This window comes from Nocardia sp. AB354, from assembly GCF_049538315.1.
In the GTDB taxonomy this organism is placed as follows: Bacteria; Actinomycetota; Actinomycetes; order Mycobacteriales; family Mycobacteriaceae; genus Nocardia; species Nocardia nova.
In genome coordinates, this window is the sequence record NZ_JBMVFU010000013.1 from 108,147 (window position 1) to 130,145 (window position 21,999).

The window sequence follows — 21,999 nt, forward strand, 5'->3', positions numbered from 1 at the left end:
AAAGGTAATCGAATGAGCAACCCATTCGACGATGACGACGCCGAGTTCTACGTCCTGACCAACGATGAAGGCGAGCACTCGTTGTGGCCGGTGTTCGCGGCCGTGCCGAGCGGATGGACGATCGCTCACGGCCCTTGTCTGCGTCAGCTCTGCCTCGACTATGTCGAATCGCATTGGACCGATATGCGCCCGAAGTCGCTGATCGAGGCCATGCGCCTACAAGCCAACTGAATGCGTCGCGCCGCGGCGTGCCATCCGAACCTCCCCTGCACCGGCACGTCGCGGCGTTCACGTTCTCCTCGCATCGGCGCGGCCCGCCTGCTAATATAAGTTGTAACTTATAGAAGGAGGTATGTCATGCCCTTGCTCTCCGATCCCGCCGCCCTCGCGGGTCTGGTCACGCGCGAGGTCCGCACCGGCTCTCGCGACGGCGCCGCCACCAGGATCGCGGTCGCCCGCCGCAGCTATCCCACCGATCAGGCGGATCTGTGGGACGCGCTGACCAACGCCGAACGCATTCCGCGCTGGTTCCTGCCGATCAGCGGCTCGCTGGAGGTCGGCGGCCGCTATCAGCTCGAGGGCAACGCCAACGGCGTGGTCGAACGCTGTGACGCGCCGAAGCATTTCGCCGTCACCTGGGAGATGGGCCCGCAGATCTCCTGGCTGGAGGTCACCCTCGGCCCCGCCGACGACGGTACCGAACTGAAGCTCGAGCACGAGGCGCCGATCGATCCGGCTATGTGGACGCAGTTCGGGCCCGGTGCGGTCGGGGTGGGCTGGGACCTCGCCCTGCTGGGTCTGGGGATGCATGTGGACAGCGGTGAGCCGGTGGATCAGACCGTGGCGCTCACGCTGCACACCACCGCGGAAGGCCGTACATTCATCCGCACCGCCGCCACTGCGTGGGGTGAGGCCGCGATCGCCGACGGCGACGACCCTGCCGCGGCCCGGACCGCCGCCGAACAGACCTTCGCCTTCTACACCACCGAACCAGAGGACACCCCGGAAGCTCGATGACCGTCCCACCCGCCCGCATCTTCGATGCGCTGGGCGACCCTGTGCGCCGTCACATTCTCGAACTGCTGGCCGCCGGCGAGCACTCCGCCGGCGCGCTGGTCGAGGCGGTCCGCGCCACCACGACGATCTCCCAGCCCGCGGTGTCGCAGCACCTGAAGATATTGCGCGACACCGGATTGGTCACCGTCCGCGCCGAGGGCACCCGGCGGTACTACCGCCTCGACGCGGACGGCGTGGAGATCGCCAGAACCTGGCTGACCACCTTGCTCGACCCGCTGCACCGGCTGGCGAATCCCCTCGACGCCCTCGCCACCGAGATCGCCCGCGGAAAACGGGAGCGGCGCGCGGGAGACGCCGTCGCCCCACCGGGGGCGCACGAAAGCGGTTACGCCGCCGGGTGATTCACAACAGACCGCTGTTCTTGGCGAGCTGCCTGCGAATCCGTTCGCGCAGCCGCGTGGCGGCGGCCCGGTGCTTGGCCGCGGTGACCCCGTCGCCGCACGCGGTCGCCAGTTCGGCGAGGATCTCGTCCACGGGATCCAATGGCGTGAAACCGGTTTCGAGGCCGGCGACGGTTCCGGCGGCGGGCAGGAGCCGGCGATAGAGTTCGGCGCAGTCGGCGGTGGAACCGAGGGCGATCGCCGCGCGGGCGCGGTGGGCCCGCATCATGACCGGATAGAAGTGCTCGTCGACCTCGGGGCCGTGGTGGAAGAGCGCGGCGGCTTCGGCGCGCTCGCCGGCGTCGAGGAGCGCGACGATGTAGATCTGGGTGAGCATCCCGGGGAGGGCGGCCTCGATTTCGGCGAGGCAGTCCACTGCGGGCGACAGATCGCGGCGCGCCCAGCCGAGGGGCAGCAACGCGATCAGGGCTGCCTCGTCGCCCTCGGGGAAGCCGGAATCCTTTCCCGCCGAGCTGCATTCGTCGAAATAGTGCGCCGCCCGGCCGATATCGCCGCGCAGGATCTCGGTGGCCGCGCGGAAGTATCCGAGGATGGTCGCCAACGGCCGCACCTGTGCCGTGCCCGCGAAGTCCAGGGCGAGGGCCGCTTGGCGTCCCGCCTCGGCCAGGTCGACGTTCTGGCAAGCGGTGCGGAAGCGCAGATAGTGTGCGAGAGCGCGGTATTGGGGCAGATCAGCCGACGTGGCGAGACGCTCCAGCTCGGCGGCCCGGTGTCCCAGGTCGTCGCCCGAATGGCCGTCGAGCACCAGATGAGTCAGCGCGTTCAGTGCCAGGCACTGCAATTCGGCGTCGCCGGTACTGCGGGCCAGCTTGAGTGCCGCGTGGGCACGGGTGTGGGCGAGCCGGTGCGCGGCCGGGCTCGATTCGAAGACGGCGGTGGTGAGCAGACGAACCTGGGTGGCCACCGGCTGGTCGCGGGCGGAGGCCACGGCGAGTGCCCGCCGTAGCCGCGGATTCGACCATCTCCAGTCCCGCATCGCCCACACCACCGGGGCGCGCCAACTGGTCAGCGCCCGCACCACCAACTCCCCGTCGCCCAATTCGGTGGCCAGCCGCAGCGCCTGCTCCCGGGCGTCGCGGGCCGCGGCGATGCGCCCCGCGTACGCGGAGGCGGTGACCAGTTCGCAGTAGGCGTCCACGCAGGCGACCCGATCCGCGGGCGAGGCATCGGGATCCTCGTGCCCGGCCAGCCGCCGCAATTCGATCACCGTGCGCCACAGCGGTGCCGCGTCCGCGCGCATACCGCGCTCGACACAGTGTCGTGCCGCCGTCGTGATGTAGTCGACCGCGGAATCGGCGGTACTCGCGGTGGCCGCCCGCACCGCGTGATGGGCCAGCACCTCGACCGCACGGACGTCGTCGGGCCGGCAGCCGCCCAACAGGGTGAGCACCCCCTGATGCATCCGCGTCCGTCGCAGCTGCGGAATCCCGGCGTAGACCGTGTCGCGGATCAGCGCGTGCGCGAACATGATTCGCCCCGCGGGATCGATGATCACCAGCCGTGCCAGTTCGGCGGTGCCGACGAGTCCGATGATCTCGTCCTCGGTCCGTTCGGTCAGCGCCACCAGCGTCGCTGGTTCCACCCGCTCCCCGCAGACGGCGGCGTACTCGAGCACCTCGCGGACCGCATCCGGCATCCGCGCCAGTTGCAGTTCGATCACCCCTCGCACACTCGGCGGCAGATCGTGGACATCGCCACCGACGGCCATCGCGGCGGTGAGCTCACGCAGGAACAGCGGGTTACCGCCGGTGCGTTCGTGCAACAGCGCGAGCAGATCGGTATCCAGACCGGAGAGTCCGGCGGCCCGTGCGATGGCACACGTCCCGTCCAGATCGACACCGGTGAGCTCGATATGCGCGGCGGTCGGATCGGCGAGAGCGGCCACGGCGGCCCGCACCGCCGGCGGCGCCTCCACCTCGCGCAGTGTGGCGATGATCAGCAGCGGCTGGTCGTGCAGCCAGGCCACGGCCTGGCGCAGGATCTGCAGGGTGGCCTCGTCGGCGCGGTGCAGATCCTCGAGCACCAGGGCGACCGGACCGTCGGCGACGGCCTTGCGGCAGCGGTCGGCGATCACCCGGGAGATCTCGAACGCCCCACCGAGAACCGGCCGCGAGGTCAGATCGGCGCCGAACCTCGCGGCGACCTCGGCCCAGACCCACGCTTGCGGCGCCCCGTCCACTTCCGGGCAGCGTCCGGGCGCGACCACCCAGTCGCGGCGGCGCAGTTCGGTGGCGACCGCCTCGGCCAGCGCCGATTTGCCGAATCCCGCGCCGCCGCAGATCCACACCACCCGGGCGCCGTGTTCGATCGCCTCGCACGCCGCCTCCAGAACGACCTTGCGCTGCACCGGGTATCCGAGTGCGGTCGCGCTGTCGGCTCGCTCATTCGGCTCGGGCGATCGCTCGATGTCGCGCACGAGGTCGGCGCGCACCGCGATGGGCGCGGTCGGCAGCGTGGATTCGAGCACCGGAACCGCCTGGTTGAGGATCGCGGTCTCCAATTCCTGGATGCGACGCCCCGGATCCAGTCCCATTTCCCGGGTGAGGAATTCCGCCGTGCGCCGCAGCGTCGCCAGCGCTTCGGTCTGCTGTCCCAGCCGGTATTGCGCGAGGGCGAGCAGCCGCACGCTCTCCTCGCGGTCGGGCCGGTCCTCGACGGTGCGCCGCAGGCCGCTGATCACCTCGGTGGTGCGGCCGAGTTCCAGCGCGGCCTGTGCGCGCAATTCACCGGCGGTCAGATACAGATCGGTCAGCCGCGCCGCCTCGGCCGCCGCCCAGCCGCAATCGGCGAAACTCTCCAGCGCGCGTCCGTTCCAGCAGGCCAGCGCGATATCCAGCATGCGGGTGCGGGTGGCCGCCTCGGGGGCATGGGCGCCGCTGCTCACCTGCAGATATTCGTGCAGGAGCGATTCGAACTGCCAGGCGTCGACTTCGGTGTCGCGCAACCGCAGCGCGTAGCCGAGTCCCTCCGACACCACCACCGTCGCCGGCGCGCGGGCGGGACGTTCGGGTTCGAACACCCGCCGCAGGTTGTGGATGTGCACCTGCAGCACCGACGTCGCCTTGGGTGGGGGTTCCCCGTCCCACAACTCGTCGACCAGCCGATCGGTCGACACGGCGCGGCCCTGCGCGATCACCAAGCGCGCCAGGAGGGCTCGGGTGAGCCGGCCCGCGAGGCGGATGGGTGTTCCGTCGAGTGCGATGTGCATCGGCCCGAGGACATGGATGCGCCGATCAGCCATGCCATGCCCCCTGCAACCGTGACATCCGGACACCTTCCCCATGGCCCGTCCCGTTCAGTAGCCGACGGACGGCCATTACGCTGGGCATCTGATTTAAATCAGAATCTCTACTCTAAATTTTCGGCGCTGTCTGTGGTTAGCTTCATGGTTGCCAAATCGTTATATCCATTCCGTGTGGTACTTCCGGCGTCCGTGTGTTGTGCATCACGTTCCGGCTGTTCCAGGTTGTGCCACACGTGGTTCGATACTGAGTGGCGAGGTGAGCGGCTTGTAATGCAATTGTGACTTTGTCGGCGAACCGCTGTTTCGCGGTCGGATGACCATCCTCGGCTCGTATATTTCATCGCAACTTCGGAATTGCTCTCGATATCGGTCAATTGCTTGCCGCCCGATTCGACCGGAAGTGAACCAGAAGTGGGATGGACGAGGCTGACGCTCACAAACCTGATGGATGGGGAGGTTTCGAATGGTTCGAACGTCACAGAACGCGGTAACGGAATTCGGTGGCGCAGGGCAGGAGAAATCATGAGTCAGAACAGGATCCGTCCCCGGCCCACCGTGCCGGACATCGTGGCCCTCTTTCACGACGACGATCAGGCGGGAGAACTGTTCATGCGGACCGACGAGGTGATCGCGGTGCCGGCGGGCCAATTCGTGGCCATGGCCCGCGCCGTCGCGCAACTGGCCGATCACGCCCTGGTCGGCGGCGGAATTCATGCGGACCGCCCGGACGAGGGGACGCTGGGCGCCTTCGCGCACACGGGCGAGAATTCCGTCACGGAACCGGAGCCGGTCACCCGTGGGCTCTATGTCGACGCCGACGGTGACGTCTGGGAGCACGACGAGCTCGGCTGGCGGTTACTGCTGCAGGCCGGTGTGGTCGTCGACCCGGTTTCACATTGGGACTGGATCCTCGGACATGTCGGGGAATTCGGCCCGTTCACTTTCGTCGCCGCGAGCTGAGGAATTCACCGCCGCGTTTTTATCGTCAGACTGACGATTACAATGCCCGTCATGGGCAGTGGTTTTCGCCTCAATGCAGCGGTCGCGGTCGATTTGGTGGTTCTGACCCTGGGCGCCCGCCACACTGCCAACGACACGCTGTGCGCGCTGCTGGTCCAGCGCCTCTACGCACCCTATCGCGGAAGATGGGCGCTGCCGGGAGGGTTCGTCCGTCCCGAGGAAAGCCTCTCCGCGGCCGCGGTACGGGAGCTACGCGAGGAGACCGGAATTCGCGGCGACCGCATGCATCTGGAGCAACTGGCGACCTACGGTGAACCCGGCCGTGATCCGCGCGGCCGGGTCATCAGTACCGCGTATCTGGCGCTGGCGCCGAATCTGCCCGCGCCGCAAGCGGGTTCGCAGGCCACGGCGGCCGGCATCTGGTCGGTGGAGCAACTGCTCGCCGAGCGCGGCCGCATCGCCTTCGACCATCGCCGCATTCTCACCGACGGTGTCGAGCGGGCCCGCGCCAAACTGGAATACACACCGCTGGCCACCGCCTTCTGCGCCCGCGAATTCACGGTGGCCGAACTGCGCCGGGTCTACGAGGTGATGTGGGGCACCGATATCGATCCGCGCAATTTCCACCGCAAGGTCACCACCACACCGGGTTTCGTCCTGGCTACCGGCGCCACCACCACCCGCGACGGCGGTCGTCCGGCCAAGCTCTATCGCGCCGGGCCCGCGCAGGTTCTGCACCCGCCGATGTTGCGGCCCAGCTGATTCCCCGTCGTTGCCCCCGCGTGCCCGCGCGGTGGTACACCAGGAGTATGACGGAGGTCACTACCGCAACCCCGAGCGCGCCGACGGTCGCCGGGCGCTCGGCGGAGTTCTGGGGATATTTGATGTGGGGGCTCGCGGGCATCGTCATCGCGGTCCCGGAGTTGGCCGCGGTTTTCGATCTGGCCGACTGGCCGACGATTTCGGCGACGATCGGCCACCTCGAGGACGGGCATTCGTGGGTGCGGCTCGTGGTCGTCTTCGTGATCGTGGTGCTGGCCTACTACTCGCTACCGCAGCTGGCGATGCCGCCGCAGCAACCGGCCACGGTCGCGGGCCGGCAGACCACGGCCAACGGCCGGCTCACGCCCGACCCCGATGCCGTGCGCACCGAGGGGATGGGTGGCTATCTGGTGCTGGCCTGCGCTGCGCTGGCCGCCGCGGTCGCCTTCGCCGGGGGAGCCCGCGCGGTCGATCCGGGGACCTTCACCGGCGCCTATGTGCTCTACGGAACCATCGCGGTGATGTGGGTGATCCTGCCGAGCGTGCTGTCGATGTTCTTCGCGCGGGAAGTGCCGTTTCCCACCCTGTTTCGCACGATCGGCTACCTCGAGCATCGCGCGGGGTTCGTCGCCGCGCTGCTGCTCGGACTGCTGGCGATCCTGCTCATCCACCTCGCGCTCTACCCGTGGCCGCGCGTGACCGGCTGACGGGTCACTCCCGGCGCGGCGACCCGAACAGCACGACCTCCATCAGGGCCATGACGCGCTCGGGCGGGCAGAGGTTCTCGTCGTCGCCGAAGACCCGGCCCAGATCCACCACGAGCCCGAATCCGGCCTGCACCAGAATGCGCGCCTGTGCCTCGGACAGTTCCGGCCGCACCGCGACCAGCAGTTTCACCCATTCGGCCACGATCAACCGCTGAATATTGCGCAGCACCGTGCGTTCCTCGGGCGGAACGTGGCTGAACTCGGCGTAATAGACGAAGGTCAATTCGCGTTCTTCGAACGACCCGGTGACATACAGGTCGATCAGCTTCGACAGTGCCTCGGCGGGAGATTTCGACGAGGCGGTGGCCGGGCCGATCGCGCCCGACACCCGATCCGCCGCCCGCCGGAACGCGGCCGCGAGCAGATCGCTCTTGCTGCGGTAATACCGGTAGACGGCCGAGGCCGCGGACAGATCCGCGGCCGTCGCGATATCCTCCACGCTCACATTGGGATAGCCGCGCTGGTGGAACAGCTCCACCGATTTCTTCAGCAGCAGTTCGTGTTTGAACGACTGCGGTATCTCGACCGACCGCGGTGTGGCCGCCGCCGGCGCGGCGTCCGGTAGTTCGGCGCCGATGATCGCCCATGCGGCCGAATTGAGCACCGCGGTAAGCGATTTCACCGGAAGCGTGGCGTGGTGGTCGCCGATGCTGCTGACGATGCTGAGCAGCGCCACCGCGCGCACCAGCCGGTCGCGCCGGGGCAGTTCCGGGCGCAATTCACCGAGCAGGTCGGCGAGGGCGCGGATCGAGGTGGTGAACTGCTCGTCCAGCGTCGCGCGATCGGTGTCGTCGAGATAGCGGCCCTCCCACCGCGCCAACGTCACGGTCGGGCGGTTGGCGATGGTCGCGGCGATCATGGCGTCGAGCACGCCGGCCAGCCGCTGCCGCACCGGAAGGTCCGCGGCCTCCGGATCCACCGTGGTCGATTCCACCGTCAGCGCGCCGAGCCGCAGCAGTTCCTCCCGGAACAGGGCGTACTTGCTGGGATAGTGCCGGTACAGGGCCGCCGAGGAAATGCCGAGGCGGGAGGCGATGTCCTCCATGCTGACCCCGTGATAGCCCAGTGAGCCGAACGCCGCCGCCGAGGTCGCGGCGATCTGGGCACGCCGATTCTTCGGGCGACGGCGAATCACCCGCTCCTGTGGCTTTGTTGCCGGCTGTTCTGCGGGGCTCGCGGTGCCGCGCTCTACGCTCACGGTTCCGGCCTGTCTGTGGTGCGGCGGCACTCCTCGGCACTCATGAATGCCATGGTAGTCACCGGACGATTTCCGGCTGTCCGGTGTTACCGCCGGTTCCGGGAGACCTGCGGGGGATCGCCGCGGTGGCGAAGGCCGAGCTCGGACCGGGTCTCGACAATTGTGTCCTATCGCCGCCGGCGCCCGGGCCACCGGGGTATCCCGGCGCGAATGAAAAGCATTCTGTCGCAAGCAAATACCGACCGGATTCATCTTTTCTCGGATACCACTCAGCTTGGGCGAATGACCAGATCGCTTGCTCGTATCGAAATAGCATCGTTTCGACTCTCGTCACTGGCAGCGGGTGCCCGCCCCGCCGTACGCTGCGCTGGCACTCGGCACCGATCCGGCATCCCCGCCGGTCGGGAATTCATACGACACCGCGGTAGCGAAGGGACTCTCGATGCGCACGCTGGACCTGGAACGGATCATCCGGGCACCCCGCGCCGACGTCTTCGACTGGATCACCGACGCCACCAACTACCAGCGCGTTCCGGCGATCCGGCGGGTCACTCCGGTCCGTCCGGGCAATGTCTCCGAACACGGGGTGGGGGCGGTGCGGCTGCTGGTGACGCCGCTGCTGCGCTTGACGGAGGAGGTCGTCGACTACGACCCGCCGCGACTGTTTCGTTATCGCATATTGAAATCGCTCCCGCCGCTGCGACGTCAGGACGGAACCGTGACCTTCGACGACCATCCGTCCGGCACCCGGGTGCGCTGGCACTCCCAATTCGAGGTCGCCACACCACTTTTCGCCGCCGCCTGGACCCTCGCGCTGATCCCCGCCGTCTATCTGGGCGTCAGCGCCGTCCTCTCGACCGCCGAGGCAGAACTCCGTCGCGACTAGGCCGCTCGGGCTCGGGCCCTCGGCCCTCAGCTCAGCGCGGCCCAGGCCATCTCGCGCAGAATGGGCCGGGCCCGTCCGGCCAGCGTGGGGGAGGCGCTGTGCGGTGTGGAGTTGATCAGGCCGAAGGTGGCGTGCGCCTTGACCCGCGCGGCGGTCTCGTCCAGTTCCGGGTGCAGGCCGCGTAGCACCCCGACCCAGATCTCCACGTACTGCCGCTGCAGGCGGCGCACCTGCCGCCGCGCGGATTCGGGCAGGCTTTCCAGGTCCCGATCCTGAATACGGATGAGTTCGGGCTCGCCGAGGGCGAAGTCGAGATGGAACTCGATCAATCCCGCCAGTGCCGTGCGCGGGGATTCGGCCTGTTCGGCGACGGCCTTGCCGCCCTCGAACAGCCGGGTGCTGATTCCGACCAGCAATTCGACCAGGACGGCTTCCTTGTTGGGGAAGTGCCGGTAGACCGCCGGCCCGCTGATACCGGCCGCCGCGCCGAGGTCGTCGAGCCGCACCCCGGGGAAGCCGCGGTCGGCGATGAGCCGCGCCCCGGCCTCCAGTAACTGTTGCCGCCGCTGCGCCTTGAGCTGCTCCCGGCGCGTGGGAGCGATGGCCTCACTGCTGCTCATCGGGCTCCCCTCCGCAGGTCGGCGGCGTTCGGCGGGTCCGGTTTCCGGCACGCCTGGACATTTCAGTTAACGAAGATTATCTTAGTTTCCAGTTATTGGCCACTAACCGAATGGGCAGGATGGCGTGATGACCCTGACGCAGGACGTGCAGGCCGGCAATCGTGCCGCACATCTGGCGCTGCTCGACGAGCTGCGCGCGAAGCTGGCGGCGAGTGCGCTCGGCGGACCCGAGCGGGCCCGCGAGCGGCATCTGGCGCGCGGCAAACTGCTGCCGCGCCAGCGGGTGGACCGGCTGCTGGATCCCGGCAGTCCGTTCCTGGAACTGTCGCCGCTGGCGGCCGACGGCATGTACGGCGACGACTGCCCGGGCGCGGGGGTGATCGGCGGTATCGGACGAGTGTCCGGCCGGGAATGCGTGATCGTCGCCAACGACGCGACGGTCAAGGGCGGCACCTATTACCCGATGACGGTCAAGAAACATCTGCGCGCCCAGGAGGTGGCGCTGCAGAACCATCTGCCGTGCATCTACCTCGTGGACTCCGGCGGCGCGCATCTGCCGCATCAGGACGAGGTCTTCCCCGACCGCGAACATTTCGGCCGGATCTTCTACAACCAGGCGACCATGAGCGCCAAGGGAATCCCGCAGATCGCCGCGGTCCTCGGGTCCTGCACCGCGGGCGGCGCCTATGTCCCCGCGATGAGCGACGAGGCGGTGATCGTGCGCAATCAGGGCACGATCTTCCTCGGTGGGCCGCCGCTGGTGAAGGCGGCCACCGGCGAGGTGGTCACCGCGGAGGAACTCGGCGGCGGCGAATTGCATTCGCGCACCTCGGGTGTCACCGACCATCTGGCCGACAGCGACGAGGACGCGCTGCGCATCGTGCGCCGCATCGTCGGCACCTTCGCGCCGAAGTCGCCGAGTCCGTGGGAGATCACCGCGCCGGTCGACGCGATCGCCCCGCAGTCGGAGCTCTACGACGTGGTTCCGGTGGACCTGCGCACGCCCTACGATGTGCACGAGGTGATCGAGCGGATCGTCGACGGCGGTGAATTCCAGGAATTCAAGGCCGAGTACGGCCGCACCCTGGTCACGGGCTTCGCGCGCATCCACGGCCATCCGGTCGGCATCGTCGCCAACAACGGTGTGCTGTTCGGTGAATCCGCCCAGAAGGGCGCGCATTTCATCGAATTGTGCGACAAGCGGGTCATTCCGCTGGTGTTCCTGCAGAACATCACCGGTTTCATGGTCGGGCGCGACTACGAGGCGAGCGGTATCGCCAAGCACGGCGCGAAGATGGTGACCGCGGTCGCGTGCGCGCGGGTGCCGAAGCTGACGGTCGTGATCGGCGGTTCGTACGGCGCCGGCAACTATTCGATGTGCGGGCGGGCGTATTCGCCGCGCTTCCTGTGGATGTGGCCGAACGCCCGCATCTCGGTGATGGGCGGTGAGCAGGCCGCCTCGGTGCTGGCCACCGTTCGCGGCGATCAGCTCGGTGATTCCTGGAGCGCCGAACAGGAGGAGCAGTTCAAGGCGCCGATCCGGGAACAGTACGAGCACCAGGGCAATCCGTACTACTCCACCGCCCGGCTGTGGGACGACGGGGTCATCGATCCCGCCGATACCAGAACCGTGCTCGGCCTGGCGCTGTCGGTCTGTGCGCAGGCGCCTCTCGAACCTGTCTCCTACGGCGTATTCCGGATGTGATCACTATGCTGAACAAATCTCACCCGGTGCCCTTCGACACCGTGCTGGTCGCCAACCGCGGCGAGATCGCCGTGCGCGTGATCCGCACGTTGCGCGCCATGGGTATTCGCTCGGTGGCGGTCTACAGCGACGCCGATGTCGCCGCCCGGCACGTGGCCGAGGCCGATGTCGCGGTGCGGCTGGGACCGGCCCCGGCGCGGCAGAGCTATCTCGATATCGAGCGGGTGGTCGACGCGGCCGTGCGCTCCGGTGCACAAGCCGTCCATCCCGGTTACGGCTTCCTGTCGGAGAATTCGGCGTTCGCCGCCGCACTGGAGAAGGCCGGCATCGTCTTCCTCGGTCCGCCCGTGCGGGCGATCGAGATCATGGGCGACAAGATCGCGGCCAAGACCGCGGTCGCCGACTTCGGGGTGCCGGTCGTGCCCGGTATCGCCCGGCCCGGTCTCACCGACGACGAATTGATCTCGGCCGCAACCGAAATCGGCTATCCGGTGCTGGTCAAGCCGTCGGCGGGCGGTGGTGGCAAGGGGATGCGCCGGGTCGACGTTCCCGCCGATCTGCCCGCGGCGCTGGTGAGCGCGCGCCGGGAGGCCGCCGCGGCGTTCGGTGACGACACGTTGTTCCTGGAGCGGTTCGTCGCCACACCGCGGCATATCGAGGTGCAGATCCTCGCCGACCAATTCGGCAACGTGCTGCATCTGGGCGAGCGGGAATGCAGCCTGCAGCGCCGGCATCAGAAGGTCATCGAGGAGGCGCCCTCGCCGTTGCTGGACCCGCAGACGCGGGCCCGGATCGGCGCCGCCGCCTGCAACACCGCGCGCAGCGTCGACTACGTGGGCGCGGGCACCGTCGAATTCATCGTCTCCGCCGACCGGCCGGACGAGTTCTTCTTCATGGAGATGAACACCCGGCTGCAGGTCGAACATCCGGTGACCGAACTGGTGACCGGGGTCGATCTGGTGGAATGCCAGGTCCGCGTGGCGGCCGGGCAGAAGATCGTCGCCGAACAGGACGATATCCAGCTCACCGGTCACGCCGTCGAGGCTCGCGTCTACGCCGAGGATCCCGGCCGCGACTTCCTGCCCACCGGCGGAACCGTGCTGGCGCTGGCCGAGCCGCAGGGGCCGGGCGTGCGGGTGGATTCCGGGCTGCGCACCGGCAGTGTGATCGGCAGCGACTACGACCCGATGCTGTCGAAGGTGATCGCGCACGGCCCCGATCGCGCGACCGCGATCGCCCGGCTCGATCAGGCACTGGCCGACACCCAGGTGCTCGGCGTGCGGACCAACACCGACTTCCTGCGCTTCCTGCTGGCCGATCCCGATGTGCTGCGCGGTGATCTCGACACCGGACTGCTGGACCGGCGCGCCGGGGACTTCCGCCCCGCACCGGCCACGGACGACCAGTTCGTCGCGGCGGCGGTGGCGCGCTGGCTGCGGGCGTGGCCGGATGCGCCGCGCGGCCCGTGGGACATCCCGAACGGCTGGCGCATCGGCACCGCCGCGCCCACGGTGTTGCGGCTCGAGGGCGGCGACCGCGTCGTGCACGTGGCGATCACGGGCACCCCCGCCGACGCGTGGGTGGCGGTCGACGCCGGGGAGCCGCGCTCGCTGACCGCCGCGCGCGACGACGCGGTGCTGACGATCGACCTCGACGGGATCCGGCTGCGCTACCGGGTCGCCGAACACGGCGGCCCGATCTGGGTGGCCGGCGCCGACGGCGTCGCGGCGGTGCGCGAGGTGGCCGAACCGAGTGTGCGCGGTGGCGACGAACAGCTCACCGACGCCGAAATACTCAGCCCCATGCCGGGTTCGGTGATCGCGGTGCACGTGGCCCCGGGCGCCGAGGTCGCCGCCGGCACCCCGGTGGTGGTGGTCGAGGCGATGAAGATGGAACACACCCTGACCGCGCCGGTCGCCGGAAAGGTGGAGCTGCTGGTCGCGGCGGGCGACCAGGTGCAGGTCGAACAGGTCCTGGCGCGGATCGCCGCCGAGCCCGTCGTGGACACCGAGGAATCGGACACCGAGCAGGCGGACACCGAGCAGAAAGAGGCACAGGCATGAGCGATTTCCTGTCCACCGGCACGCTGCCGGAGGAGTACCGAGATCTGGCGCTGACCGTTCGCGATTTCGCGAATCAGGTCGTCGCGCCGGTGGCGGCGAAACACGATGCGGCCCATACCTTCCCGTACGAGGTCGTTTCCGGCATGGCGGATATGGGTCTGTTCGGCCTGCCGTTCCCGGAGGAGTACGGCGGTATGGGCGGCGACTACTTCGCGCTGTGCCTGGCGCTCGAGGAACTCGGCAAGATCGACCAGAGCGTGGCGATCACGCTCGAGGCCGGGGTGTCGCTGGGCGCCATGCCGATCTACCGGTTCGGCAACGAGGCGCAGAAGCAGCAGTGGTTGCCGCAATTGACCTCCGGGCGCGCCCTCGCGGGTTTCGGACTCACCGAACCCGGTGCGGGCAGCGATGCCGGCGGCACCCGGACCACCGCCGTCCGCGACGGCGACGACTGGATCATCAACGGCAGCAAGCAGTTCATCACCAATTCGGGCACGGATATCACCCGGCTGGTGACCGTGACCGCGGTGACCGGTGAGTCGGAGGGCAAGAAGGAGATCTCCACCATCCTGGTGCCGACCGACACCCCCGGCTTCGTCGCCGAACCGGCCTACAACAAGGTCGGCTGGCACGCCTCGGACACCCATCCGCTGAGCTTCACCGACGTCCGGGTGCCGCAGTCGAATCTGCTCGGTGAACTCGGCCGCGGCTACGCCAACTTCCTGCGGATCCTGGACGAGGGCCGGATCGCGATCGCGGCGCTGTCGGTCGGCGCGGCACAGGGCTGTGTCGACGAGAGCGTGCGCTACGCCGGTGAGCGGGAGGCGTTCGGCCGCACCATCGGCCGCAACCAGGCGGTGGCGTTCAAGATCGCCCGGATGGAGGCGCGGGCGCACGCCGCGCGCACCGCGTACTACGACGCGGCGGCCTTGATGCTGGCGGGCAAGCCGTTCAAGAAGCAGGCCGCGATCGCGAAGCTGGTCGCCAGCGAGGCCGCGATGGACAACGCCCGCGATGCCACCCAGATTTTCGGCGGCTACGGCTTCATGAACGAATATGCTGTGGCCCGGCACTATCGCGATTCCAAGATTCTGGAAATCGGCGAGGGCACGACCGAGGTGCAGTTGATGCTGATCGGACGGGAGCTGGGACTGTGAGCGAGCCGATGGAGCCGGTGCGCCGGGTGGTGCAGCGCGGGCTGTGGTTCGAGGAGCTGGAAATCGGTGTGCTGTACGAACATCGGCCCGGGCGCACCATCACCGAGGCGGACAACGTCGCGTTCACCACGCAGACGATGAATACCCAGGCGCTGCATCTGGACGCGGCCTTCGCCGACGGTCTGCCCCCGTTCAATCAGCGACTCGTCAATTCGATGCTCACGCTGTCGACGCTGGTCGGCCTGTCGGTGGCGCAGCTGACGCAAGGCACCATCGTGGGCAATCTGGGCTTCTCGGAGGTCGCCTTCCCGAAGCCGATGTTCCACGGCGACACCCTGTACGCCGAAACCCTGGTGACCGCCAAGCGTGAGTCGAAAAGCCGTCCGGGCGAAGGGATCGCGACCTTCGCGCACACCGGGCGCAACCAGCACGGCGACGTGGTGGCCACCGCGGTCCGCAAAACCCTGATGCGGATGCGCCCGGACGGCGAGTAGGAGAGCGGATGAACTGGGAAATCCCGGGCCCGGCCTGGCTGTTCTGCCCCGCCGACCGGGGCGAACGCTACGAGAAGGCCGCCGCCGCGGCCGACGTCGTGATCATCGATCTGGAGGACGGCGTCGCGGCCGGGGACAAGGAGGCCGCGCGCGAGGTGCTGATGGCCACGCCGCTCGATCCGGAGCGGACGGTGGTCCGGGTCAACGCGGCCGGTACGCACGATTTCGACGCGGACCTGACCGCGCTGGCCTCGACCTCCTACCGTCGCATCATGTTGCCGAAATGCGAATCGGCACAACAGCTCTCACTGCTGTCGGACTACGAGGTGCTCGCGCTGTTCGAATCGCCGCTGGGCGCGCTGCGCACCGAAGAGGTCATGGCCGCGCCTAATGCGATCGCCTCGATGGCGGGGGCGGAGGATCTGGTCGCCGGACTCGGCGGCAATTCCAGCCGCCGCGCCGACGGCGGTTATCGCGATGTGGCACGGCAGCTGCGCTCGACCGCGTTGCTGGCGGCGAAGGCGTACGGCAAGATCGCGCTGGACTCGGTGTACCTCGATATCGCCGACCTCGACGGGTTGCGCGCGGAATCCGGCGAGGCGGTGGCGGTCGGCTACGACGTCAAGGTCGCCATCCATCCCAAGCAGCTCGCGGTGATCCGGGCCGCCTACGCGCCGGCGGACGAGGAAGTGGACTGGGCCCGCCGGGTGCTCGCGGAGGTGCCCAACAATCGCGGTGTGTTCAGTTTCGAGGGACGCATGGTGGACGGCCCGGTGATCCGGCACGCCGAGCGCATTCTGCAGCGTGCCGGGGCCCGGTAGATCTAGGAGAGTCATGACGCAACCGCAGTGGGAGCCCGACGCCGGGGACCTGGAAACGGCGCGGGTCGCCGATTTCGCCCGATTCGTCGGGGCCCGGACCGGACGAGAATTCGATGACTATCACTCGCTGTGGGAATGGTCGATCACCGATCTGGCCGGGTTCTGGGGCGCGCTGTGGGAGTACTTCGAACTCGGCGGCGCGCCGGCCACCGTGCTGGCGAGTACCGAAATGCCAGGCGCGCAATGGTTTCCGGGGCAGCTGCTGAACTACGTCGATCAGATCGCCCGCCACGCCCGCACCGACCGGCCCGCCATCGTCTACGCCGGCGAACAGGGCGGCCTGACCGAGATCTCCTGGGCGGAACTGCTGGGCCGCACCGCCTCCTTCGCGGCGACGCTCCGCGAACTCGGGGTGGGACTCGGCGATCGAGTCGTCGGCTATCTGCCCAACATCCCCGAGGCCGTGATCGCCTTCCTCGGCGCGGCCAGCATCGGCGCGGTGTGGAGTGCCTGTGGGCAGGACTATTCGGCCAAGGCGGCGCTCGATCGGCTGGGGCAGTTGGAGCCGGCCGTGCTGGTCACCGCCGACGGTTACCACTTCGGTGGGAAAACGCACGACAAACGTGACGATATCGCCGCCCTGCGGGCCGGGCTGCCGACCGTTCGCGCCACCGTCGTGGTGCCGCGCCTCGGCGGTGCGGTGCCCGACGCCCTGGACTGGAATGCGGTTGCTCCGCCGGAGGGCGCTGAATTGTCCACGGAGCCCGTCGGTTTCGCGCATCCACTCTGGATCCTGTTCTCCTCCGGCACCACGGGGCTGCCGAAGGGGATCGTGCACGGGCACGGCGGCGTCCTGCTCGAACATCTGAAAGCCGCTGCGCTGCAATCGGATATCGGCCGCGGCGACGTCTTCTTCTGGTACACCAGCCCCAGCTGGATGATGTGGAACTTCCAGGTCGCCGGCCTGCTGGTGGGTGCGACGATCATCTGTTACGACGGCAGTCCGACCTATCCGCACGCCGATTCGCTGTTCGACCTGGCCGCGCGCACGGGCACCACCGTGCTCGGCACCAGCCCCGGCTACGTGCTCGCGTGCATCAAGGCCGGTGTGGTGCCGCGACGCGACCACGATCTCTCGGCGCTGCGCACGATCGGCATCACCGGGTCGTCCCTGCCGCCGTCGTCGGCACTGTGGTTGCGCGACAACGTCGGTGAGCGAGTGCAGGTGAACTCGATCAGCGGCGGCACCGATGTGGTGTCCGCGTTCATCGGCGGCGTGCGCACGGTGCCGGTGTGGCCGGGCGAGCTGTCGGTGCCGTTTCTCGGCGCCGCGGTGGATGCCTGGGACGAATCGGGCCGGCCGGTGCGCGGCGAGGTCGGGGAGTTGGTGATCACCGCCCCGATGCCCTCCATGCCGGTGTCGTTCTGGAACGATCCCGACGGAACACGCTATCGCGCAGCGTATTTCGAGATGTTCCCCGGCGTCTGGCGGCACGGCGACTGGATCACCGTCACCGATCACGGCAGCATCGTCGTGCACGGCCGCTCCGATTCGACGCTGAACCGGCACGGCATCCGGATGGGCTCGGCCGATATCTACCAAGCGGTGGAACAACTTCCGGAGATCGCCGAGGCCCTGGTGATCGGCGCCGAACAGCCCGACGGCGGTTACTGGATGCCGCTGTTCGTCACCCTCGCCCCGGGCGCCGAACTGACCGACGAGCTGAAACAGCGCATCAACGCGACGATCCGCGCCGAGGTCTCACCGCGCCACGTCCCCGACGAAATCATCGCCGCCCCGGGCATTCCGCACACCCGCACCGGCAAGAAGCTCGAGGTGCCGATCAAGAAACTGTTCCAGGGTGCGGACCCGGATCGGGTGGTCGAACGCAGCGCGGTCGACAATGCGGATCTGCTCACCTGGTACGCCGAGGTGCCGGCCCGGAAACGGGCGAAGTAGGCCGAGCCGCGGAAGCGGTGCGCTGCCGCTCGGTGGCCGCCGAGTACGCGCGGCACACCGCATCCGGGCCGCGGGTGATCAGGCGGCGAGCTCTCCGGCCTCCTCCATCGACAACCGGCCGTCGACCATGCGGTAGACCGCGTTCATGCGGTGCAGGTGGGTGCGGTCGTGGGTCACCAGCAGGGTGGCGGCGGCGTGGGTGTGGACGACCCCGAGAATCAGGTCGATGACGGCGGCCCCGCGTTCCTGGTCGAGGGCGCTGGTGGGCTCGTCGACGACCAGCAGGGCGGGGTCGTGCATGAGCGCGCGGGCGATGTCGACGCGTTGCCGTTGACCGCCGGACAGCTGAGCCGGGCGCTTCTTCTCGTGGCCGCGCAGCCCCACCGCGTCGAGCAGATCCATCGCCTTGTCCCTGGTTCGGCGTCGCAGGCGCGGTGAGACGACGGTGTGGCCACCCAGGTGCTGCATCACCTCGAGTTGTTCGACCGCGGTGAGGGCGGGGATGAGGTTGGGCTGCTGGAAGACGATCCCGACGCGTTCGCGGCGCAGGGTGGTGGCCTCGCGCCGGGACGCTCGGGCGAGGTCGACGCTGCCGTCGTCGGTATCGAGCAGGATCCGGCCCGAATCCGGGCGGACCAATGTCGACACCGTGGCCAGCAGACTCGATTTGCCCGATCCCGACGGACCGGTGATGGCCGCGATCTCGCCGCCGCGCACGGTCAATGACACCTTGTCGAGGGCGGTGATGCGGCCGGCGCCGTCGGGGAAGGTGAGGGTGAGATCGGAGACGGTCAGGGTGGTGGTCATCGAAAGCTCCTGTGCGGTAATCGAATCAGCGAGATTGGTTGAGCGCGGTGAGCGGGTCGGTGGTGGCCAGGAAGCGCAGGGCGAACACGGCGCCGAGCAGACCTAGCCCGATCAGGGCGAGGGCGGGCACCACGGTCGTGGCCGCGCTGAGCACGAACGGCACCGTCCCGCCGATGAAAGCCCCGGCCAGTGCGGTCACCCCGACACCGACGCCGACTCCGAGGAGCAGCACGATCAGCGCCTGGCCCAGGGCGTCGCGAACCATTGCGGTCGTGGTGGCGCCCAGCGCTTTCAGCGTCGCGATATCCGCGGTGCGCTGGATGGTCCAGACGGTGAAGAAGGCGCCGATCACCAGGGCGGAGATCACGAACAGCATCACGGTCATCAGCGTGAGCGAACCGTTCTCGGCCCGATACGACCCGATCGCCTGCAATGCGCCGTCGACACTCGTCGTGCGGGTGTGCGCGGCGCTGTTCACCGCACCGGTATCGGGCACCCCGGAGGCGACCAGAATCGTGGCGGCCCCGCCGCGCGGATCGAGTTGCTGCCAGTCGGACAGCGTCGTCCAGACCACCGGGGTGTGCGCGTACCAGTCGTCGTCGCCGACTGCCGCGACCGTGAAGGTACCGCCGCCGATCGACACGCGATCACCGGCGCCGGCCGAGAGGTCTTCGGCGGCGGCCTGACTCAGCACGACGGTGCCGGGGCCGGTAGCCACCTCGTTGCCGAACGCCTTGCCGTCGACGCCGAATATCGCCACCTGGGCCGGTGCGGATCCCTCCCGGACGGCCTGGCTACGGCTGATGCCGACCGGATCGACGCTTCCTCCGGCTCGCTGCCAGCGCTCGACCTGTTCGCTGGTCAGCGCCGAGGAATCGAAGGACGGATCGGCGCCGGTATCGGCGAATACGACGCTGCCGCCGGCCAGCCGCTCGAGTGCGGAAATATTCTGATGCGCCAGGCCGGCCGTGAGTCCGCTCAGAAAGCTCACCAGCAGGGCCACCATGGTGACGACCAGGGTGATGAGCAGGAATCGGCCGCGGGCGGCCCGCAGATCTCTCAGTGCGACGAACATATCTCCACCTTCGCGATGAATCCGCCGGTGGACATCGCCTGCGCGGACACTTCGCGACCGCCCGACGATGGGGTGCCGAATCCACCTTTCGATGGATGCCGACCCGGTAACCGCGCATAAGCTGGCAGCGTGCACCGCTCTCCACTCACCCCCGTCTTCGCCGCACTGCAGGTCGGACTGCATGTGTTGATGACGGCGCTGGTGGTCGTGGTGATGGTGCGCGCGGCCGTGCCCGGTGACGACGGCCCCCGGCCCACCGTCGCGGTGATCGTGCTCGCGGCGCTGTTCCTGCTCGTCTATTTCGCGGGTGGGCTGCTGCGCGGGCGTCCGGTCGCCGCGCGGGTGTGGCTGGGCGGGCTCACGGCGCTGTGGCTGGCGTTGATCGTGCTGGTTCCGGAGGCCGTCTACCTGGTGTTCGGACTGTTCTTCCTGTATCTGCATCTGCTACCGCGACTGTGGGGACTGGCCGCGGTCGTCGCCGCCACGACCGTCTCGGTGGTCGGCTGGGGATTGCACGAGGGGTGGACGGTTCCCGGAATCGCCGGGCCGGTCCTGGGCGCGATCGTGGCGATCGCGATCGGCCTGGGCTATCGGGCGCTGTTCCGCGAGGCGGCCGATCGCCAGCAGTTGATCGACGAATTGCTCTCCACCCGTGCCACTCTCGCCGAACGCGAACGCACCGCCGGCAAACTCGCCGAACGTGAACGGCTCGCGCAGGAGATCCACGACACCGTCGCCCAGGGGTTGTCCAGCATCCAGATGCTGCTGCATGCCGCCGAACGCGACGCACCGGATCATCCCGCGCTGCAACAGATCCGGCTCGCCCGCGAGACCGCCGCGGACAATCTGGTCGAGACCCGGCAGTTGATCGGCGACCTCACCCCGGCGGTGCTCGAGGGGCAATCGCTGAGTGATGCGCTCGAGCGGATCGCCCGGCGCGCCGAGGGCCCCGGGCTGAGCGCCCGCACGGTGGTCGAGGGGACGCCGATGCGGCTGCCGATGCCCGTCGAGGCCGCGCTGGTGCGGGTGGCACAGGGCGCGGTGTCGAATGTGGTCCGGCACGCGCACGCCGATCGGATGCGGATCACGCTCACCTACGGTGACGACGCCGTCCATCTCGATGTGGTCGACGACGGCGTCGGTATCGATCCGGCGGTCTTCGGCGGCGGCACCTTCGGCCTCAACGCCATGCGCAGCCGCGTCGAACAGCAGGGTGGTGTCATGGACGTCGAATCCGAGCCGGGGCATACCGCCGTCACCGTGTCGTTTCCGCTGCACGACTCGGAAACCGCTGCGGCCGAGCTCATCTCGCGGGAGGAGCTGCCGTGATCCGTCTCCTGCTGGCCGACGACCACGCCATCGTCCGCGCCGGATTGCGGGCCCTGCTGGATTCCGGCGAGGACATCACGGTGGTCGGGGAGGCCGCCACCGCCGAGGAGGCCGTGGCCTTCTGCGCCACCACGCACGTCGATCTGGTGCTGATGGATCTGCGCTTCGGTCCCGGCAAATCCGGGGTGGACGCGACCCTGGCCCTGCGCGCCCTGCCCGATCCGCCGAACGCCCTGGTCGTGACCAACTACGACACCGACGCCGATATCCTCGGCGCCATCGAGGCGGGTGCCTGCGGTTACATCCTCAAGGACACCCCGCCGCCCGAACTCCTCGCCGCCGTGCGCGCCGCGGCGGCGGGGGAGAGCGTGCTCTCGCCCTCGGTCGCCTCCAAACTGATGACCCGCGTCCGCAAACCGGACACCACCCTGAGCGCCCGCGAGATCGAGGTGCTGCGCCTGGTCGCCGACGGTCATTCCAACCGCGATATCGGCAAACACCTGTTCCTCAGCGAGACGACGGTGAAATCCCATCTGGTGCACATCTATTCGAAGCTGGGCGTGAAATCGCGGACGTCGGCGGTGGCGCGAGCGCGCGAGCGCGGGGCCATCTGAACCGTGCGGGGCTCGCTGATCGCGGCCGTGTCGCTCGGCGCGTGTCGGGGCCCGCGCAC

20 protein-coding genes are annotated in these 21,999 nt (G+C 68.7%); 15 read left to right on the forward strand and 5 right to left on the reverse strand.

Going from position 1 to position 21,999, the window contains the following annotated elements:
* The first annotated feature begins 12 nt into the window (after positions 1–12).
* The 3 genes from ACPCUW_RS19955 (at position 13) to ACPCUW_RS19965 (ending at position 1,418) form a co-directional block, all read left to right on the forward strand.
* Complete coding sequence (locus ACPCUW_RS19955) at positions 13–231, forward strand: MbtH family protein (RefSeq protein ID WP_030517136.1); 219 nt, start codon at positions 13–15, stop codon at positions 229–231.
* Between the two features lie 126 nt (positions 232–357).
* The gene (locus ACPCUW_RS19960; RefSeq protein WP_423426394.1) at positions 358–1,017 is read left to right on the forward strand and encodes an SRPBCC family protein; all 660 of its coding nucleotides are present in this window, start codon (positions 358–360) and stop codon (positions 1,015–1,017) included.
* Entirely contained in the window at positions 1,014–1,418 is a 405-nt protein-coding gene (locus ACPCUW_RS19965; protein WP_423426396.1) for an ArsR/SmtB family transcription factor, read from the forward strand. Before ACPCUW_RS19960 ends, ACPCUW_RS19965 begins: the two co-directional genes overlap by 4 nt.
* Before the next feature lies 1 nt (position 1,419).
* Here ACPCUW_RS19965 and ACPCUW_RS19970 read toward each other — a convergent pair whose 3' ends face one another.
* Positions 1,420–4,719, reverse strand: coding sequence for a BTAD domain-containing putative transcriptional regulator (locus ACPCUW_RS19970; RefSeq protein ID WP_181064101.1), 3,300 nt, complete (start codon positions 4,717–4,719; stop codon positions 1,420–1,422).
* 525 nt (positions 4,720–5,244) lie between these two features.
* Between ACPCUW_RS19970 and ACPCUW_RS19975 the strand changes: the two genes are divergently transcribed.
* Genes ACPCUW_RS19975 through ACPCUW_RS19985 form a run of 3 tightly spaced genes read left to right on the forward strand, consistent with a single transcriptional unit; the run spans position 5,245 to position 7,151 of the window.
* Positions 5,245–5,682: a hypothetical protein gene (locus ACPCUW_RS19975; protein WP_063015709.1), complete on the forward strand. Its 438-nt coding sequence runs from the start codon at positions 5,245–5,247 to the stop codon at positions 5,680–5,682.
* Positions 5,683–5,733: 51 nt separating this feature from the next.
* On the forward strand, positions 5,734–6,444 hold the full coding sequence (locus ACPCUW_RS19980; protein WP_036505725.1) for an NUDIX hydrolase: 711 nt from the start codon (positions 5,734–5,736) through the stop codon (positions 6,442–6,444).
* A gap of 47 nt (positions 6,445–6,491) precedes the next feature.
* Positions 6,492–7,151 (forward strand): hypothetical protein, encoded by a 660-nt coding sequence (locus tag ACPCUW_RS19985; RefSeq protein ID WP_030517142.1) that lies wholly within the window; start codon positions 6,492–6,494, stop codon positions 7,149–7,151.
* Between the two features lie 4 nt (positions 7,152–7,155).
* Here the strand turns inward: ACPCUW_RS19985 and ACPCUW_RS19990 are convergent, their stop codons facing one another.
* A complete protein-coding gene (locus tag ACPCUW_RS19990; protein ID WP_423426398.1) occupies positions 7,156–8,409 on the reverse strand; it encodes a TetR/AcrR family transcriptional regulator in 1,254 nt (417 codons plus the stop codon).
* A 442-nt stretch (positions 8,410–8,851) separates the two neighbouring features.
* Here ACPCUW_RS19990 and ACPCUW_RS19995 point away from each other — a divergent pair, with 442 nt between their 5' ends.
* Positions 8,852–9,295, forward strand: a complete 444-nt coding sequence (locus ACPCUW_RS19995; protein ID WP_030517144.1) for an SRPBCC family protein — start codon at positions 8,852–8,854, stop codon at positions 9,293–9,295.
* Between the two features lie 26 nt (positions 9,296–9,321).
* On the opposite strand, the gene ACPCUW_RS20000 is transcribed toward ACPCUW_RS19995, so the two are convergent.
* On the reverse strand, positions 9,322–9,915 hold the full coding sequence (locus tag ACPCUW_RS20000) for a TetR/AcrR family transcriptional regulator (RefSeq protein ID WP_030517145.1): 594 nt from the start codon (positions 9,913–9,915) through the stop codon (positions 9,322–9,324).
* 127 nt (positions 9,916–10,042) lie between these two features.
* Between ACPCUW_RS20000 and ACPCUW_RS20005 the strand changes: the two genes are divergently transcribed.
* Genes ACPCUW_RS20005 through ACPCUW_RS20030 form a run of 6 tightly spaced genes read left to right on the forward strand, consistent with a single transcriptional unit; the run spans position 10,043 to position 18,115 of the window.
* Positions 10,043–11,620 carry a carboxyl transferase domain-containing protein gene (locus ACPCUW_RS20005; protein ID WP_030517146.1) on the forward strand — a complete coding sequence of 526 codons (1,578 nt, stop codon included), beginning with the start codon at positions 10,043–10,045 and terminating at the stop codon, positions 11,618–11,620.
* A gap of 5 nt (positions 11,621–11,625) precedes the next feature.
* Positions 11,626–13,683: a biotin carboxylase N-terminal domain-containing protein gene (locus ACPCUW_RS20010; RefSeq protein ID WP_423426400.1), complete on the forward strand. Its 2,058-nt coding sequence runs from the start codon at positions 11,626–11,628 to the stop codon at positions 13,681–13,683.
* A complete protein-coding gene (locus ACPCUW_RS20015) occupies positions 13,680–14,840 on the forward strand; it encodes an acyl-CoA dehydrogenase family protein (RefSeq protein WP_063015708.1) in 1,161 nt (386 codons plus the stop codon). The genes ACPCUW_RS20010 and ACPCUW_RS20015 overlap by 4 nt, the downstream gene beginning before the upstream one ends.
* Before the next feature lie 8 nt (positions 14,841–14,848).
* The gene (locus tag ACPCUW_RS20020) at positions 14,849–15,334 is read left to right on the forward strand and encodes a MaoC family dehydratase (RefSeq protein WP_063031832.1); all 486 of its coding nucleotides are present in this window, start codon (positions 14,849–14,851) and stop codon (positions 15,332–15,334) included.
* A gap of 8 nt (positions 15,335–15,342) precedes the next feature.
* Positions 15,343–16,155 (forward strand): HpcH/HpaI aldolase/citrate lyase family protein, encoded by an 813-nt coding sequence (locus tag ACPCUW_RS20025; RefSeq protein WP_423426402.1) that lies wholly within the window; start codon positions 15,343–15,345, stop codon positions 16,153–16,155.
* Positions 16,156–16,168: 13 nt separating this feature from the next.
* On the forward strand, positions 16,169–18,115 hold the full coding sequence (locus ACPCUW_RS20030; RefSeq protein ID WP_423426403.1) for an acetoacetate--CoA ligase: 1,947 nt from the start codon (positions 16,169–16,171) through the stop codon (positions 18,113–18,115).
* Positions 18,116–18,193: 78 nt separating this feature from the next.
* On the opposite strand, the gene ACPCUW_RS20035 is transcribed toward ACPCUW_RS20030, so the two are convergent.
* Positions 18,194–18,922, reverse strand: coding sequence for an ABC transporter ATP-binding protein (locus tag ACPCUW_RS20035; protein ID WP_423426404.1), 729 nt, complete (start codon positions 18,920–18,922; stop codon positions 18,194–18,196).
* 25 nt (positions 18,923–18,947) lie between these two features.
* Positions 18,948–19,997, reverse strand: a complete 1,050-nt coding sequence (locus ACPCUW_RS20040; RefSeq protein ID WP_423426406.1) for an ABC transporter permease — start codon at positions 19,995–19,997, stop codon at positions 18,948–18,950.
* A gap of 129 nt (positions 19,998–20,126) precedes the next feature.
* Here ACPCUW_RS20040 and ACPCUW_RS20045 point away from each other — a divergent pair, with 129 nt between their 5' ends.
* Together ACPCUW_RS20045 and ACPCUW_RS20050 are read left to right on the forward strand one after the other, a co-directional pair.
* Positions 20,127–21,326 (forward strand): sensor histidine kinase, encoded by a 1,200-nt coding sequence (locus ACPCUW_RS20045; RefSeq protein ID WP_423426408.1) that lies wholly within the window; start codon positions 20,127–20,129, stop codon positions 21,324–21,326.
* Positions 21,323–21,940: a response regulator gene (locus ACPCUW_RS20050; RefSeq protein WP_423426409.1), complete on the forward strand. Its 618-nt coding sequence runs from the start codon at positions 21,323–21,325 to the stop codon at positions 21,938–21,940. The genes ACPCUW_RS20045 and ACPCUW_RS20050 overlap by 4 nt, the downstream gene beginning before the upstream one ends.
* The last annotated feature ends 59 nt before the right edge of the window (positions 21,941–21,999 follow it).

What these genes read in the sequence shown, in the direction of transcription:
- ACPCUW_RS20020 (WP_063031832.1), top strand. Translation starts at nt 14,849, where the DNA reads ATGGAGCCGGTGCGCCGGGTGGTGCAGCGCGGGCTGTGGTTCGAGGAG.
- ACPCUW_RS20035 (WP_423426404.1), bottom strand. Translation starts at nt 18,922, where the DNA reads ATGACCACCACCCTGACCGTCTCCGATCTCACCCTCACCTTCCCCGAC.
- ACPCUW_RS20010 (WP_423426400.1), top strand. Translation starts at nt 11,626, where the DNA reads ATGCTGAACAAATCTCACCCGGTGCCCTTCGACACCGTGCTGGTCGCC.
- ACPCUW_RS19975 (WP_063015709.1), top strand. Translation starts at nt 5,245, where the DNA reads ATGAGTCAGAACAGGATCCGTCCCCGGCCCACCGTGCCGGACATCGTG.
- ACPCUW_RS20015 (WP_063015708.1), top strand. Translation starts at nt 13,680, where the DNA reads ATGAGCGATTTCCTGTCCACCGGCACGCTGCCGGAGGAGTACCGAGAT.
- ACPCUW_RS19965 (WP_423426396.1), top strand. Translation starts at nt 1,014, where the DNA reads ATGACCGTCCCACCCGCCCGCATCTTCGATGCGCTGGGCGACCCTGTG.
- ACPCUW_RS19980 (WP_036505725.1), top strand. Translation starts at nt 5,734, where the DNA reads ATGGGCAGTGGTTTTCGCCTCAATGCAGCGGTCGCGGTCGATTTGGTG.
- ACPCUW_RS19960 (WP_423426394.1), top strand. Translation starts at nt 358, where the DNA reads ATGCCCTTGCTCTCCGATCCCGCCGCCCTCGCGGGTCTGGTCACGCGC.
- ACPCUW_RS19955 (WP_030517136.1), top strand. Translation starts at nt 13, where the DNA reads ATGAGCAACCCATTCGACGATGACGACGCCGAGTTCTACGTCCTGACC.
- ACPCUW_RS20005 (WP_030517146.1), top strand. Translation starts at nt 10,043, where the DNA reads ATGACCCTGACGCAGGACGTGCAGGCCGGCAATCGTGCCGCACATCTG.
- ACPCUW_RS19995 (WP_030517144.1), top strand. Translation starts at nt 8,852, where the DNA reads ATGCGCACGCTGGACCTGGAACGGATCATCCGGGCACCCCGCGCCGAC.
- ACPCUW_RS19985 (WP_030517142.1), top strand. Translation starts at nt 6,492, where the DNA reads ATGACGGAGGTCACTACCGCAACCCCGAGCGCGCCGACGGTCGCCGGG.
- ACPCUW_RS20025 (WP_423426402.1), top strand. Translation starts at nt 15,343, where the DNA reads ATGAACTGGGAAATCCCGGGCCCGGCCTGGCTGTTCTGCCCCGCCGAC.
- ACPCUW_RS20030 (WP_423426403.1), top strand. Translation starts at nt 16,169, where the DNA reads ATGACGCAACCGCAGTGGGAGCCCGACGCCGGGGACCTGGAAACGGCG.
- ACPCUW_RS19970 (WP_181064101.1), bottom strand. Translation starts at nt 4,719, where the DNA reads ATGGCTGATCGGCGCATCCATGTCCTCGGGCCGATGCACATCGCACTC.
- ACPCUW_RS20000 (WP_030517145.1), bottom strand. Translation starts at nt 9,915, where the DNA reads ATGAGCAGCAGTGAGGCCATCGCTCCCACGCGCCGGGAGCAGCTCAAG.
- ACPCUW_RS20040 (WP_423426406.1), bottom strand. Translation starts at nt 19,997, where the DNA reads ATGTTCGTCGCACTGAGAGATCTGCGGGCCGCCCGCGGCCGATTCCTG.